At 45.9% G+C, this 16,023-nt stretch carries 12 protein-coding genes; 9 read left to right on the top strand and 3 right to left on the bottom strand.

All coding sequences use genetic code 11. The annotated features are described in order from the left end of the window. Positions 1–2: 2 nt before the first annotated feature. The 4 genes from ftsA to BC343_RS21025 all read left to right on the top strand — a co-directional run bounded on the left by ftsA (position 3) and on the right by BC343_RS21025 (position 5,272). Complete coding sequence (gene ftsA, locus BC343_RS21040) at positions 3–1,349, top strand: cell division protein FtsA (protein ID WP_078349757.1); 1,347 nt, start codon at positions 3–5, stop codon at positions 1,347–1,349. A gap of 269 nt (positions 1,350–1,618) precedes the next feature. After that, positions 1,619–3,256 carry a cell division protein FtsZ gene (ftsZ, locus tag BC343_RS21035; protein ID WP_078349756.1) on the top strand — a complete coding sequence of 546 codons (1,638 nt, stop codon included), beginning with the start codon at positions 1,619–1,621 and terminating at the stop codon, positions 3,254–3,256. Positions 3,257–3,474: 218 nt separating this feature from the next. Beyond that, positions 3,475–4,719, top strand: coding sequence for an aminotransferase class I/II-fold pyridoxal phosphate-dependent enzyme (locus BC343_RS21030; protein ID WP_078349755.1), 1,245 nt, complete (start codon positions 3,475–3,477; stop codon positions 4,717–4,719). Positions 4,720–5,095: 376 nt separating this feature from the next. Further along, on the top strand, positions 5,096–5,272 hold the full coding sequence (locus BC343_RS21025) for a histone H1 (RefSeq protein ID WP_078349754.1): 177 nt from the start codon (positions 5,096–5,098) through the stop codon (positions 5,270–5,272). A gap of 378 nt (positions 5,273–5,650) precedes the next feature. Here BC343_RS21025 and dapA read toward each other — a convergent pair whose 3' ends face one another. Then, positions 5,651–6,529 (bottom strand): 4-hydroxy-tetrahydrodipicolinate synthase, encoded by an 879-nt coding sequence (gene dapA / locus BC343_RS21020; RefSeq protein ID WP_078349753.1) that lies wholly within the window; start codon positions 6,527–6,529, stop codon positions 5,651–5,653. 852 nt (positions 6,530–7,381) lie between these two features. Further along, positions 7,382–9,220, bottom strand: a complete 1,839-nt coding sequence (locus BC343_RS21010) for a UbiD family decarboxylase (protein WP_078349751.1) — start codon at positions 9,218–9,220, stop codon at positions 7,382–7,384. A 145-nt stretch (positions 9,221–9,365) separates the two neighbouring features. Between BC343_RS21010 and BC343_RS21005 the strand changes: the two genes are divergently transcribed. The 3 genes from BC343_RS21005 (at position 9,366) to BC343_RS20995 (ending at position 12,165) form a co-directional block, all read left to right on the top strand. Next, the gene (locus tag BC343_RS21005; protein ID WP_078349750.1) at positions 9,366–10,205 is read left to right on the top strand and encodes a sulfite exporter TauE/SafE family protein; all 840 of its coding nucleotides are present in this window, start codon (positions 9,366–9,368) and stop codon (positions 10,203–10,205) included. Positions 10,206–10,350: 145 nt separating this feature from the next. Continuing rightward, positions 10,351–11,589: a C4-dicarboxylate transporter DctA gene (gene dctA, locus BC343_RS21000; protein ID WP_078349749.1), complete on the top strand. Its 1,239-nt coding sequence runs from the start codon at positions 10,351–10,353 to the stop codon at positions 11,587–11,589. A gap of 15 nt (positions 11,590–11,604) precedes the next feature. Next, entirely contained in the window at positions 11,605–12,165 is a 561-nt protein-coding gene (locus tag BC343_RS20995) for a hypothetical protein (RefSeq protein WP_143822293.1), read from the top strand. A 9-nt stretch (positions 12,166–12,174) separates the two neighbouring features. On the opposite strand, the gene BC343_RS20990 is transcribed toward BC343_RS20995, so the two are convergent. Continuing rightward, the gene (locus BC343_RS20990; protein ID WP_078349747.1) at positions 12,175–12,942 is read right to left on the bottom strand and encodes a peptidase associated/transthyretin-like domain-containing protein; all 768 of its coding nucleotides are present in this window, start codon (positions 12,940–12,942) and stop codon (positions 12,175–12,177) included. Between the two features lie 396 nt (positions 12,943–13,338). Here BC343_RS20990 and sucD point away from each other — a divergent pair, with 396 nt between their 5' ends. Both sucD and BC343_RS20980 read left to right on the top strand, forming a co-directional pair. After that, the gene (gene sucD, locus BC343_RS20985; RefSeq protein WP_078349746.1) at positions 13,339–14,211 is read left to right on the top strand and encodes a succinate--CoA ligase subunit alpha; all 873 of its coding nucleotides are present in this window, start codon (positions 13,339–13,341) and stop codon (positions 14,209–14,211) included. A 224-nt stretch (positions 14,212–14,435) separates the two neighbouring features. Continuing rightward, positions 14,436–15,953, top strand: coding sequence for a serine hydrolase domain-containing protein (locus BC343_RS20980; RefSeq protein WP_078349745.1), 1,518 nt, complete (start codon positions 14,436–14,438; stop codon positions 15,951–15,953). Positions 15,954–16,023: the final 70 nt, after the last annotated feature.

Raw genomic sequence — 16,023 nt, 5'->3', positions numbered from 1 at the left:
ATATGGACAAAAGTTCAACACATGAAAAGAGTTCGCCAATAGTAGTGGGGCTTGATATTGGTACTACTAAGATTTGTGCTATTGTTGGCCGCCGCAGCAAAAACGGTAAAATTGAAGTGCTGGGTATAGGCAAGGCCGAATCGGCGGGTGTTACGCGTGGTGTGGTGTCAAACATCGATAAAACGGTGCAGGGCATTATACAGGCAGTTGATGTGGCCAGCGCACAATCTAACGTAGAGATAAGGATAGTGAACGTAGGTATAGCAGGGCAGCATATAAAAAGCTTGCAGCACCGTGGACTGATAACCCGTAAGGACCTGAATACCGAGATAGGCCGCAAGGATATTGATAAACTGGTTGAGGATATGTACAACCTGGTGATGCCTCCGGGCGAAGAGATCATCCACGTATTGCCGCAGGAGTTTACTGTAGATAGCGAGCCGGGTATCAAAGATCCTATAGGCATGGCCGGTGTGCGTTTGGAAGCCAACTTCCACATTATATCGGGCCAGGTTACGGCTATTAAAAACATCGTAAAATGCGTAACCAAAGCCCAGCTGGAAAGCCAGGAACTGATACTGGAGCCATTGGCATCGTCGGAGTCGGTACTGAGCGAGGAAGAGAAAGAAGCGGGTATAGTGTTGGTTGATATTGGTGGTGGTACTACCGATGTGGCCATCTTCCATGAGGGCATTATCCGCCACACTGCGGTTATCCCATTTGGTGGTAACAGCGTAACCGAGGATATCCGCGAGGGTTGCTCGGTAATGCGCAACATTGCAGAGCAACTGAAAGTAAGGTTTGGCTCGGCACTGGCAGAAGAGAACAAAGAGAACGAAATAGTTTGCGTACCGGGCTTGCGCGGCCGCGAACCAAAAGAAATATCGGTGAAGAACCTGGCCTTTGTGATACAGGCCCGTATGGAGGAAATTATTGAACACGTTTACTACGAAATAAAATCATCCGGCTACGAAAAGAAACTGATCGGTGGTATAGTGGTAACAGGCGGCGGTGCCCAACTGAAACACTTAACCCAACTGATAGAGTTTGTAACCGGTTTAGATTGCCGTATTGGTTATCCTAACGAGCATTTGGCCAAGAACGAAGTATTGCCAAAAGGTATTTACGAAGACCTGCAGGCACCAACTTATGCTACAGGTATTGGCTTGCTGATAAAGGGTATCCAAAAAATGGAATATAACGATGTTGCACAGGCAGCGCCGGCCCCTGCCAAAATTGAGAAAGCGAAGTACACCGACGACCGCAAGTATGGGCTGCTGGGCAAGATACTCGAGTCGGGCAAGAGATTTATTAAGGATGATATAAAGGATGAGGATTTCTTGAAATAACAGGCGTTTGCCTCGCTCCCGACTTATCCACAATTGCGTGGTTGATATGGCCCAGAAAAGCTTCTTTGGTAAGAAGTTTGATAAGGCCAATAAGTTGAGGAGGAGGCAAAAGCAGGAGAGTTTTAGCTAAGGCGATTAATATTTATTCACATTAGTTAACTTTTCCACAATATGCACAATTGTGGAAAACCCTTGTGGAAAAACCCCTATTATTACATTACTGAAATCTATCTGGTCATCAAACCACAAACAACTGAAAAACAAGGATTATGCAGTTTGAGATGTTAAAAGAAAAATCGGCGATCATCAAGGTAATTGGTGTTGGCGGTGGCGGCGGTAACGCAGTTAACCACATGTACAGGCAAGGTATCAAGGGCGTCGACTTCATTATATGTAATACAGATGCCCAGGCATTGGAGCTAAGCCCTATACCAAACAAGGTGCAATTGGGTGCCAGCTTAACCGAAGGTATGGGCGCGGGCTCTATCCCCGAGGTGGGTAAAAACTCGGCCATCGAGAATATCGATGATATTAAACAAATGCTGGGTGCCAATACCAAAATGCTGTTCATTACCGCAGGTATGGGTGGCGGTACCGGTACAGGTGCAAGCCCTATTATTGCCAAAGCCGCGCGCGAACTGGATATACTTACAGTTGGTATCATCACTACGCCATTCTCGTTCGAGGGCAAGCGTCGTCGTATGCAAGCCGAAGAGGGTATGGAAGAGTTGAGAAAATATGTGGATTCGTTCCTGGTGATATCAAACGATCGCCTGCGCCAGATATTTGGTAACCTAACCATGAGCTCGGCATTTGCACAGGCAGATGATATATTGACCACGGCTGCAAAAGGTATCGCCGAGATCATCACGCTGCCGGGTTATATAAACGTCGACTTTAAAGATGTGCGCACCGTTATGAAAGATAGCGGCGTATGTATAATGGGTAGCTGCACTGCCGAAGGTGAGAACCGCGCCTTAAAAGCTGTGGAAGGCGCTCTGGCATCGCCATTGTTGAAAGACAATGAGATAGAAGGCGCTCGCTATATATTACTGAACATTACTTCGGGCGAGAACGAAGTAACCATGGATGAGGTTACTATAATTACCGACTACATACAGGAAGAAGCCGGCTTGGCTGCCGACTTGATATGGGGTAATTGTAAGGATGAGAACATTGGCGAAGGACTTTCGGTTACCATTATTGCTACCGGTTTCCAAACCAAGGATGAGCGCGAGAAAGAGCATAGCAACAAGAAAATTGTTAACATGCTGGTACCCGAAGCTGCACCATTGGTTAAACCAGTTAACGAATTTATTAACGCCGTTAAGCCGGAAGCCAGCGTAACCGCGCAAGCACAACCTTTTGTTAAGGTGAAAGAAGCACCTAAGCAAACCGGTTTGTTCGATCTGTTCCAGAAGGCAGAAGAGCAGGATAAACAGGAGAAAGCAGAGCAACCTGAGGTAGTTCGTTTTAATCTGGTAGAAGAAGAGCCGGAGGAAGTGGAAGAAGAACCACAGGACACTTCGGGCTTTACCTTTAAAATTGCCGAATCGGTAATGGATTTTGGTACACCTGCCCCTGTTGTTGCTGAAGAGAAACAACCTGAGCCGGAACCGGAGCCAGTGGTAAGCGCCGATGAGAACAAAACCGACGAATCGATAGAGGAGCAACTGCGTAAATCGCGCGAGCGTATTATGCGCCTTAAAGACCTGAGCATGAAGCTGCGCAACGGCAACATACAGGAGCTGGAAAGCGTACCGGCCTACAAACGTAAGGAAGTGGCTTTGCAGCAAACTCCTCAATCAGACGAGAGCCAGGTATCGCGCTTCTCGCTGATAACCGATAGCGACGGCAACACCGAAATAAAAAACAACAACTCGTTCTTACACGATAACGTTGATTAAATTAGATTCAAGATATAAGAGTCAAGAATCAAGAAAAAAAGCAGAATAAATTTTATTCTGCTTTTTTTTATGCGTTAGAAAATGCGCTTGTCTCTTGATTCTTAACTCTTGCATCTTCATAACGTTATAAACTATTATAAAAAGTAATAACGTTTGCCGGAGGCCGTTTTATAGGTATATTTGCAATAATATTGAATGAACATTAAAGGATTTGCAATTTGGATCTGTTTGATAAAATAAATAAGAACATGGGCGGCCCGATAGGGCAGCATCAGAAGTGGTCGCACGGGTATTTTTCGTTCCCGCGACTGGAGGGAGAGATACATCCGCACATGATGTTCAACGGCAAAGAACACCTGGTTTGGAGCCTTAATAATTACCTTGGGTTGGCTAACCACCCCGAAGTGCGCGAAGCCGATGCACAAGCCGCTGCCGATTATGGTATGGCGTACCCAATGGGTGCCCGTATGATGAGCGGTAACACCAAACACCACGAAGAACTGGAGAACGGCCTTGCCGAGTTTGTAGGCAAAGAAGCTGCCTTTTTATTGAACTACGGCTACCAGGGTATGGTATCTATTATTGATGCACTGGTAGACCGTAATGATGTGGTTGTTTACGATGCCGAGTCGCACGCCTGTATTATAGATGGTGTTCGCCTGCACATGGGCAAACGCTTTGTTTACCAGCATAACGATATCGAGAGCTGCGAAAAACAACTTGAGCGTGCAACCAAACTTACCGAGCAAACCGGCGGCGGCATATTGCTGATCACTGAAGGCGTTTTTGGTATGTCGGGTGCGCAGGGTAAATTGAAAGAGATCATAGCACTGAAAGATAAATACAACTTCCGTTTGCTGATAGATGATGCGCATGGCTTTGGTACTATGGGCCCAACAGGTGCCGGTACGCACGAGGCGCAAAATTGTATTGATGGTGTGGATGTATACTTTGGTACTTTCGCTAAATCAATGGCCGGCATAGGTGCTTTTGTGGCAGCTGATACCGAAATTATCAACTACCTGCGCTATAATATGCGTTCGCAAACATTTGCTAAGGCATTGCCTATGCCAATGGTATTGGGTTTGAAAAAACGCTTCGAATTGCTGCGTAACAACCCCGAACTGCGAGAGCAGCTTTGGGTAATTGCCCGTGCACTGCAGAATGGTTTGGTGGAACATGGCTTTGATATCGGTATTACCAACACTATGGTTACCCCGGTTTTCCTGAAAGGCGAACTGAACGAGGCAACCAGCCTTACCATGGACCTGCGCGAGAACCATAGCATCTTCTGCTCGATAGTAGTTTACCCGGTTATCCCTAAAGGGTTAATAGAGCTACGCCTCATACCAACCGCCATGCACACCCTGGCCGACGTAGAGCGCACTTTAGATGCCTTTAGTGTAGTAGCCGAAAAACTGAAAGCCGGTTATTACAAAGAGAACAAAATGGCCATAGCATAAGCTTTTACGCTGCTAATGACGAGAATATACGAAGGCCCTGCTGCAAAGCGGGGCTTTCGGTTTTTATATCAGTAGGTAAGCAGTTCTCTTCGTGTTTGTACTGAGCAGAGGAAGTGCTCGAGGAATGTTGCGTTGGGTTAATTGAGTGATAAATAATTTAATTACGCAATGGTTAAGTTTCTTTAAACAATATTTTAGTATAGTATTTTAGTGTACTTTTTAAGGTGCTATTTGTGACATAAATCAGTTAAAAATGTGGAAAAAAACCACTTTTACGCTATAATTTTTGGGGTTTAGGTATTTTTATTTTAAAAAAAAGAGTTTAGATTAGCTTTAATTAAAACAATAAGCCTCAAAAACTAAAAAAGAGTTCACAATGAAAAAATTTACTGAAGTAAAAGAGCTGATCGCATCGCTGGAAGCCGATGCAGACAAATTCTACAACAAAGGCAACAGCGCAGCCGGTACACGTGTTCGTAAAGGTATGCAGGACCTTAAGAACCTGGCACAAGCCATCCGCCTGGAGATTCAGGAAGCAAAAAACCAAGAGTAAGTTTCCGCACAAAAGCTATTTACTTCAAAACAAAAAACCCGGAGCAGCCACCCGGGTTTTTTTGTGTTTTATATTCAGCAGTCTCGCTCGTTAAGACGAGAAAATTCATCCAAACAAAAAGAGCCGGTGAGTACACCGGCTCCGAAGAGAATTTTTATTTACTCGTTTGTGGTGTCCCCACCGCAAACCAGCGAACTTTTACAGCCCCAATGTCATCTCGAACGAACAGCGGGCGGGCAAGAGCAAGGAGTGAGGAGAGATCTTGTTCGTGATGCAAAGCCACTATGCAAGGGCGCTCATGCTTTGTCTAACAAGATTCCTCGTCGCTTCGCTTCCCTCGGAACGACAAAATTGTTGTTTGGCCGTGATAATTTAACCTTAGCCTATCAGCTCTATCTGCTCCGCTATTTTCCCTGCGGTAGCTTCGCTAACTTGTACCAACGGTAAACGTAACGTATCGCCGCAAACGCCTAATTGCTTCAGTGCGGTTTTTACACCGGCAGGGCTGCCTTCAGCAAACATCAGGCGGGTAAATTCAATTAAGCTGTAATTACCTGCTTGCGCACCTTTAAAATCTCCGGCAAGGCAAAGCCTCACCATATCCGATACTTGTTTAGGCAGTGCATTACCCGTTACTGATATTACGCCAACGCCACCCATAGCTACCATTGGCAGGGTAATAGGGTCATCGCCTGATATCAGCAGGAAATCTTCCGGTTTATCGCGCATCAGTTGGTTCATCAGGTCGAAATTGCCCGATGCTTCTTTAATGCCGATGATGTTTTTAAACTCTTTGGCCAGCCTTACCGTAGTTTCGGCACTTACGCTGGTGCCTGTACGGCTGGGTACATTGTATAAAATAACCGGCAGCGGCGATGCCTCTGCAATGGCTTTATAGTGTTGGTAAATGCCCTCTTGCGTTGGTTTGTTATAATGCGGGCTTGCCGATAGGATGGCATCGTAGCCGGTAGTATCAAAGGCTTTAATTTCGGCAACAACTTCTAAAGTGTTATTGCCTGCTATGCCGGCCACCAGGGCCACGCGTTTATTTACGGTTTTGGCGGTAAAGGCAAACACCTGCTTCTTCTCGTCCTTGCTTAAAGTAGCGCTTTCGCCGGTTGTGCCTAACGACACTAAATATTCCACCCCACCCTCAATAAGGTGGTTGATAAGCCTCTCAAGCGCAGAGTAATCTACCTGGCCGTCGGGCTGAAAAGGAGTCACCATTGCTACCCCTGTCCCGTAAAATCTGTTCATAGCTTTAATAAAAGGATGCTAAGATAGGAAAATAACGGATGTGCAGGGGAGTTAGATATGCAGATGTGCAAATTTCAGATGTGCAGATGAAGATGCATAACCTGTTTGTCATGCTTGAGGCACGAAGCATCTGTTAACCACAATGCAAAGCGGCAATGCAAGGTGGCTCAGCATCGGCTCTATTTGATGCTTCGTACCTCATCCTTGACAAGGTGGATTGATTTGACAACATTTTAAAAGTTGTCAAATCTTGGTGGTATCTTTATTCACCATGTTTAATTATGTAAAACGAGAAGAACTTCCTGAAAAGCTGCACGAGGCTAAGGATAGTTTGTTTTATTTGGCATCTCTCACATGTTGGAATAAAATATCCGGCAATTGTTTATACCATTTAATGGAAGACCCAAACAATGATACTTTGAAAAGTTGGTTCCTTAAAAGGTCGCCGGGAGAAAAATTGCCGCTTCTGTCTTTTGATGAATTAGCTGCTGCTCTAAACGAATTATACCCCCAACTATATAACATTGGGTTTTACATACGGCACGCTTATAAACATCAAACTATTATTGACGTACGATATATAATATGGGACTCTAAAATCGGTTCCCGAGATTCAAACGGCGAACCCTTGCCATATATAGACGTTAAAATAGAAATGCCTCCAACCTACCTGAACGGGAAAAAGATCGATATCAATTGGCAAAACGATACGCTAAAACACAGGATCATGTTTCTATGGTTCCGTACAAAATTTAAATTCAGCCGGTTTCGCTGAATGCTCGAGTAAAGCTTTAATGCATTGCGCTCAGCATTACCTTAATTAGATGCTTCGTGCCTCAGTATGATAATGTGTTATATTATACCATGCAGCGCGCCGCCTTTTTCGCCCATCTTATCCACCAGTTTCTCTACTTCGGGGTCTTTTATCAACTCCGGGGCATGGTGTGGTTTTATGCGGGCATCAATAATGAGCGGACCATGGCAGCCCCAGTGTTTGTTTTCTGTGAAGCTGTTGATGCCGTAAATATCGTGCGAAGGGTTGCTGCGGGTAAAGGTTACCCAAACAAAGTTATTGATGTTGGCAGCAGTGAAAGCGGCATCATCGCAGAGTACCATTAGCGGTAAGCCGCTTAACTCTTTTTCGGCTAAATGTTCCTGCAAAAACTCCAGCATCATCGGCATATCGCTGGTGCGGATGTTTTTGGGCACCTCTACCGCCAATACGCCCGGCATCACCATTTTGTAATTCACAAAAGGGCGGGGCAGGCTGAACGATGCGGGTACTTCGCCCCAAAGCTCGCGTTTAATATCGCCTGCTACGGTAACAGCTACTTTGCTGCCGCTGTTGAGGCCTTCGCCGCTGTAGTCGAGCGTATCTATGGATGTTTTGGTTTGGAAGTGCAGGTCGCGCGTGAGGTCGATGCGTTGCAGGATATGTTTCAGGAAGCCGCCGATGTCGTTCACATCAAGCTTAGGGTCATCTTCTTTTGCAGCGATGAACAGGTATTTGGCCAGGCTTAATTGCCCTTTGCCTAATATGTGGTTGGCAATGGTGATGATCTCTTGCGGATGGCGCTCTTTTACATAGGGCGTATAGCGCTCGCTGCCTATGGCGAACAATAGCGGGTGTACACCTGCAGCATCTACCGCGTTTACGGCATGCAAGCCGGGTATTTCTTTGGGGATGGCGTTGCCGGTTATTTCGTGTATCAGCGCGCCAAAGCTGGTGTCTTCCTGCGGTGGGCGGCCTACTACCGTAAAGCTCCATATGGCATCTTTGCGATGGTAAACATTGTGCACCTTCATCAGCGGGAAGGGGTGCGTAAGGCTGTAATAACCCAAGTGATCACCAAAGGGGCCCTCTGGCTTGTTTTCCATGGGCATTACGGTGCCGGTTATCACAAAATCGGCATCAGCAGAGATAGCAAAGCCCTCCGCATCATAAAAATACCGGAAGCGGCGGTTACCCAACGCGCCGGCAAAGGTCATTTCTGATAAGCCTTCGGGCAGGGGCATCACCGCCGCAACGGGGTGCGCGGGCGGGCCACCTACAAATATGCTCACCTTTAAAGGCTGTCCTTTAGCATTAGCCTTGGTTTGGTGTACGCCTATGCCGCGGTGCAACTGGTAGTGCAAGCCTATCTCTTTATCCTGTATATAGTCGTTTCCGCCAAGTTGTATGCGGTACATACCCAGATTGGCATTCATAATGCCGGGCATGTCGGCATCCTCGGTATAAACCTGCGGCATGGTTACAAATGGGCCGCCGTCTTTCGGCCAGTTTACTATTTGGGGGAGTTCGGCTATTGTAGTGCGCCCGAAGCTGATAGGGGCGCTTTTGCCCACCTTCATGGGAAGTGCTGATAGCGCTGTTAAAGCGGTATTGGCATATTTAAAAGGATGCTTTACTGCTTTTATTGGGTCGTTTTTAATATCTACCAGTGTCTTTATCTTATCCAGCGTATCTCTGAAGATGAATTTTGAACGATTAAGCGTACCGAACAGGTTTGATACCGCCGGGAATTTGCTGCCCTTTACATTCTCGAACAAAATGGCAGGCCCCTCGTTCTCGAACACGCGCAGATGGATTGCTGCCATTTGCAGGTAAGGGTCAACCTCCTCTTTTATGCGAATGAGGTGTTTGTTCTTTTCGAGGTCGGTAATGCAGTCCTGTAAACTTTTGTAAGCCATTTGCCGCCAAAGATATTACACATTAGCCGTATTTTGAATGTTTTAATGGCTTGCGGCTACAGTTTAAGGCAGATGAATTTAGGTTGATAACATTTCAATAAAAAACTTATCTTACTTTTGAGGCGTCAACCAGCCGTTTGCGCCTATGTCTGTAATATTATTTACGCTCATTATTCTTATTGGTTCTTATGCCGCAGGTTTGCTGGGTTCGCTTACCGGGCTTGGCGGTGGCGTTGTTATCATCCCTTTGCTTACCCTTATTTTAAATGTTGATATCCATTATGCTATCGGCGCCGCACTGATATCGGTTATTGCAACCTCGAGCGGTTCTGCTGCGGCCTATGTAAAAGAGGGCATTACCAACATCAGGCTGGGCATGTTTTTAGAGATAGCAACTACACTTGGCGCCATGACGGGCGCTATGCTGGCCGTTTTTGTACCTACGCATTACATTGCTATATTATTCGGTTTTATACTCATCTTTTCGGCGGTTATGTCGCTGCGTAAAAAGGCCGAAAACATTATTGCCGAACCCAGTTATTTTGCTGCCAAGCTAAAACTCTACGGTAGTTACCCTGACGGGCACGGCGAACAAGTTCAATACGGCGTTATACGCGTTGCAGGCGGCTTTTTTATGATGCTGTTCGCCGGTGTGCTTTCGGGTCTGCTGGGTATTGGCTCGGGCGCGCTGAAGGTATTGGCTATGGATACCGTGATGAAGATCCCTTTCAAGGTATCAACCACTACAAGTAATTTTATGATAGGCGTTACCGCCGCCGCCAGCGCCGTGGTATACCTGCAGCGCGGCTACATTACCCCGGCCATTGCAATGCCTGTAGTTATTGGCGTATTGTTTGGTGCATTAACCGGCGCTAAAATACTGGTGCACACCAAATCCAGCGGATGGCTGCGCTGGGTATTTGCCGTAGTAGTAACCTTTTTAGCGGGGCAAATGATCTATAATGGGTTTACGGGTCGCATTTAGCTGTTAGTGAGTGGTTGATTGAGTGAGTAGTGCATGGCTTTCAGGCTCAAACACCGCCTTTGTCTTAAACTGTAACAATCGTCATAATCCAACTACTCACCATTCACATAATCAACCACTCACAAAAAAACGTATCATTGTTCAAATGAAACGCATCCTAAGCAACCTTACTTTCCAGGTTCTTTTTGGCATTGTGCTGGGCGTGGTGGTTGGCTATTATTTTAAAGGATTTGGCCCCACTGCCGAGGTGATCAGCAAAACGTTCATCAGCCTCATCACCATGCTGATAGCGCCTATTATTTTTTTCACCATTGTGCTGGGTATTGCCGGCATGGCCGATATAAAAAAGGTGGGCCGGGTAGGGGGGAAGGCGCTGCTTTACTTCGAGATAGTGACCACGCTGGCATTAGTGATAGGCGTTACGGTAGCCAACGTAATAAAACCCGGTGCCAACTTTATTAACACCCATGCCCCGGTAGATGCAGCTAAGCTTGCCGCCTACGAAAAGGCCGGTGCCGAAATGAAGTGGATAGATTTCCTGTCGCACATTGTCCCCAAAAATATTTTCCTTGCCTTTACCGAGGGCGATATTTTGCAGATATTGTTCTTCGCTATTCTGTTCGGTTTCGGGCTGAATGCAATGGGAGAGAGCGGGCAGTCGGTGATTAAGACATTTGAGAAACTATCTAAGGTGATGTTCAATATCATGAAGATAGTAATGCGTGTGGCCCCCATCGGCGCATTTGGCGGTATGGCCTTTACCATCAGCAAATACGGCGTGCAAACGCTGAAGCCATTGGCGCTGCTGATGGGTTCCGTTTACCTCACCATGTTCCTATTTATATTTGTGGTGCTCAATATTATCTGCTACTTGTTCAAATTCAGTCTGTGGCAGTATTTGAAGCATATTAAAGAGGAACTGCTTATCGTTTTAGGTGCGTCATCCTCAGAAGCAGCCCTGCCCGGTATGATGGAGAAACTGGAAAAATTCGGTTGTTCCCGCTCGGTAGTTGGCTTGGTGATACCTGCCGGTTATTCATTCAATTTGGATGGCACTACCATTTACCTCTCTATGGCAGTGATATTCCTGTCGCAAGTGTTTAATATCAATCTTGATCTGGGGCAACAGCTCACCATTATCGGCATCCTGATGGTAACTTCCAAAGGCGCTGCGGGTGTAACCGGTAGTGGTTTTATTGTGCTATCATCAACCCTGGCAGCTATAAAAGTTATCCCGGTGGAAGGTGTTGCTATCCTTTTCGGCGTGGACCGCTTTATGTCGGAAGCGCGGGCCATTACCAATGTGATAGGGAACGGGATAGCCACTATTGTGGTGGCTAAGAGTGAGGGGGAGTTTGTTAGCCCTACGATCTCCGCTGATTAATTTTAACAACCCGAAATGAGAAAGATTTTTGTTGCGATACTTTTTATCATGCAGGCATTTTGTCTGCACGCTCAAAGAAGTAATGCAATAACAGATAAAGGTCAGTCTTCGAATAAGTGGTATTATATGTATCTGCAGGCGCTTAAAGAGCCGATAATTTATGCCGATAAGACTAACAAAGAAATATACCGGTTTACCTGGCTCAGAACTTTTCATAACCCTATTGCTATTCGTATAGAAAAGGACGGAAGTAATTACAAATTATATTGGAGCGTGTGTGATGGGAAAGGCGGTTACGACCCGGGTAAACTTGTCGTTGCGAAAAGCAGGAACCTAAATAAACAAAATTGGGATAATTTCTTAAAAAAAGTATCCATTGCCGGCTTTTGGACGATGAGAACAGATAAAGACTTTTTTGCAACCGATGGCTCGCAATGGATATTGGAAGGAAAAGTTAATACAAAATACAACGTAGTAGAAGGTTGGTCACCCAGCGCTTCAACCGGTTTTTACAAATGTTGCGATTATTTAATTACGCTAATCGATTTGAAGATTAAGCCGGATGATAAATATTAGCACTTAAAACTACTCCAACGATTCCCCCTCCTTCAACATCTTCGGCAACTCATAATTCTTTCCGCCATTGCTTTTAAATTTCTCCAGGTTGGTTCTGATATATCGTATCAAATCGTAATCACTCAACTTATCCAGCACTGCCGCTGTAGGCCGGTAGCTGCTCATAAAGTTTTCGAGTGAATCGCCTTGTAAATTGGTAATACCACTCACCAGCGTTTTGTTGAAACGGGCACTTACGTGGTTCTCGCGCTCGTCGCGCAACAATACCTGTTGTAGTTTGTAATTAGGGTCGTGCTTTTTATAAATGGCCCGGAACAATTGGGTTACGTTTATACTCATAAAGGCGAATGGGACGTATTGGGAGGGCGCAACAAATATTTCGTTAAACTTAGGGCCGCGAAAGTTAAATTGCTTGGCATATTCGCGCCGCAACGCAACCCAATCTTTGTGGTAATTTTTTTTGCCGGTTATGGTTACTTCGTTTAATTGCTTCAGGCTCATTTCCAATTCAATAGTGCGGATGCTTGTTCCCCAACTCGCTGTCGCCATTTTAAATGGCAGGTACCCCATATTATTTAAGCGTATTGTATCAAAAATTTTACTTATCTTTAGCGTAAATATACCTCTATCGTCTGTAAAAGTTGTGCCCGAAGTTGATGCGATAAAGATGTATTTCAGTGGCGCCCGGGTGTTTTTATCAATTATTTTCCCGCTTATTACCTGGGCATTTGCACGGGCAAAAAGCAGTACTGGCAAAATAAGCAGCAAATGTTTCATTAGCGCTTAAAATTAAGCCCCCGGTTACCTGTAACAAAAAACTTTAACATAGTTTAACACAGACTAAACAAAATATTTAACCGTTGGTTATTATGTGTGCCAGTTAGGTATTACAAACCGTACCAACCTACTACTTATGAGTAAAACATCTATCCACGCAAGCGTCTCTTCCCCAATGTCGCGCATTATGTATATAGTGTTGTGTTTTGGTGTGCTTATTATTTTTAGTGTCCCGTTGTTAATTCTGCTCATTTATAATTTACACGATAAACCCTTCACTTTTGCGCCCCGTAAGCCAATTGTAAATAATACACCGGTTTATAGTTTAAGGCTTAAAATTTAATTTGACTTTAAGGGCAATAAACTTAGCTTTGCCGTACTAAAATCAAAAAGCCGATGAGCGTTCTTGTAAACAAAGATTCTAAAGTTATAGTGCAGGGTTTTACCGGTAAAGAAGGTAGCTACCATGCAGAACAAATGATTGCGTATGGTACTCAGTTGGTGGGCGGTGTAACCCCCGGCAAAGGTGGCCAAACCCATTTAGATAAGCCTGTGTTTAACACCGTGAAAGATGCGGTTGTTGCTACAGGTGCCGATGTATCTATCATTTTTGTACCTCCCGCATTTGGTGCAGATGCCATTATGGAAGCTGCCGAAGCAGGTATAAAAGTTATTGTTTGCATTACCGAAGGTATCCCTACAAAGGATATGATTGAAGTAAAAGAATACCTGGCAGATAAAGATGCCCGTTTAATTGGCCCTAACTGCCCGGGTGTTATCACTGCCGACGAAGCAAAAATTGGCATTATGCCGGGCTTCATCTTCAAAAAAGGCAACGTAGGTGTTGTTTCAAAATCAGGTACTTTAACTTACGAAGCGGTTGACCAGGTTGTTAAAGCTGGTTTAGGTATCACCACAGCTATCGGTATAGGCGGCGACCCAATCATAGGTACCCCAACCAAAGAAGCTGTTGAAATGCTGATGAACGACCCTGAAACTCATGGTATCATCATGATAGGCGAAATTGGTGGCGGCATGGAAGCTGATGCTGCCCGTTGGATCAAAGAGAACGGTACTAAGCCGGTTGTAGGCTTTATTGCCGGCCAAACAGCGCCTCCGGGACGCCGTATGGGCCACGCAGGTGCAATTGTTGGCGGTGCCGATGATACTGCTGCTGCTAAAATGGCTATCATGCGCGAGTGCGGTATCCGTGTAGTAGAGTCTCCTGCCGAAATTGGCGCTGCCATGGCAGAAGAGTTGGCTAAGTAAGAAGCTCAGCCCCCTAACCCCCTGAAGGGGGAACAGGATTACAAATATTTAAAAGGCCTCGGTTGAATAAGCCGGGGCTTTTTTGTGGGTTCTTTTATCATGCTTAGGGACGAGGCATCTATTTGTGGATATGCAAATCTACTAAGCCTTTGTGGCTAATAGTTCCTTCGCTTCGCTCAGGATGACAGGAATTTTTCTTAAATTCGGTCAATAACATCACTCCCATGCGCAAACTCCTCTACGCCATTTCCTTCCTTCCCAGCTTAGCCCTCGCCCAATACAAACCCGCTACCTTTACAGATGCCGACAGGTTGAAGAAGATAGAGGCTACCTTCCCGGTGATAGACCAACTATATAAAGACTACGCCGAAAAGAACCATTGGCCCGGCACGGCTTATGGTATTGTGGTAGATGGCAAGTTGGTGCATACCGGCGGGATAGGGTATACCGATATTGCTAAAAAGATATCAGTGGATAGCAAATCGGAATTTCGTATTGCCAGCATGACAAAAAGCTTAACCGCCATGGCAATACTCAAGCTGCGCGACCAGGGGAAACTGAAACTGGACGACCCTGCCTATCTCTACATCCCCGAGATGAAGGGCACCAAATATCTAACTAAAGATGCTACACCCTTCACAGTGCGCAACTTACTTACCCATACTGCAGGCTTCCCCGAAGATAATCCCTGGGGCGACCGCCAATTGGCCGTGAGCGATGCAGAACTGATAGCCATCTACAAAAAAGGTGTATCACTATCTACAAACCCGGGCTTGGGTTACGAGTACAGCAATCTTGGTTTTGCTACGCTGGGTTATATCATTAAAAAGGTAAGCGGTAAAACCTATCAGGTTTACATTACCGAAAATATATTGAAGCCACTGGGTATGCTGCATACCTATTGGGAGTATGATAGAGTGCCCAAAGATAAACTGGCCCATGGCTACCGCTGGCTTGACGGGCAATGGGTAGAGCAGCCTCTGCTGCACGATGGTGCGTACGGCGCTATGGGCGGCCTGATAACCAGCATTGAAGATTTTAGCAAATACATGGCGTTGCATTTGGATGCCTGGCCGGTAAGGAATGATGCCGAAACAGGCCCCGTCAAACGCAGTTCGGTGCGTGAGATGCAATACCCTTGGGATGTAAACTACCTTACAGCCAATGCCAAAACACCAACCGGCAGGCCATGCCCCAATGTTACCGCATATGCTTACGGCCTCCGCTGGATGAAGGATTGCGACAACCGCATTTATGTTGGCCACACCGGTGGCCTACCCGGCTTCGGCAGCCAATGGAACGTAATGCCCGACTATGGCGTAGGCATCGTTTCCTTCGGCAACGTTACTTATGCACGCGCCGCGCCTATCAATAATGCCGCGCTGGATACCTTGCTGATGCTATCAGGCATAAAGCCCCGTGTGCTGCCGCCATCTAACATCCTGAACCAACGTAAAGCGGAACTACTTAATGTTATAGCAAATTGGGACACCGCCAAAGCCAGCGGCATATTTGCCGATAACTTCTTTTCAGATTACTTTCCTGATAAACTAAAAGTAGCCGCCACCGAAGCTTTTGAAAAAGCGGGTAAAACGGTAAGTATAGGCGATGTAGTTGCCGAGAACCAATTACGCGGGTATTTTATCATCAAAGGCGAGAAGGCTAACATTCGGGTGAGTTTTACATTAACGCCCGAAAACCCTCCGCTGATACAAGAGTATCATTTGGATGTGGTGCAGTAGCTCCGGCCCTAGCCCCCTGAAGGGGGAGCCATTGAGTAGCGTTGCTTAAAATCAACTTCTGTTCCCCCTT

It is taken from the genome of Mucilaginibacter pedocola, from assembly GCF_002013915.1.
GTDB lineage: Bacteria > Bacteroidota > Bacteroidia > Sphingobacteriales > Sphingobacteriaceae > Mucilaginibacter > Mucilaginibacter pedocola.
The sequence above is the reverse complement of the archived record's forward strand: the minus strand, read 5'-3'. Positions and strand labels throughout refer to the sequence as shown.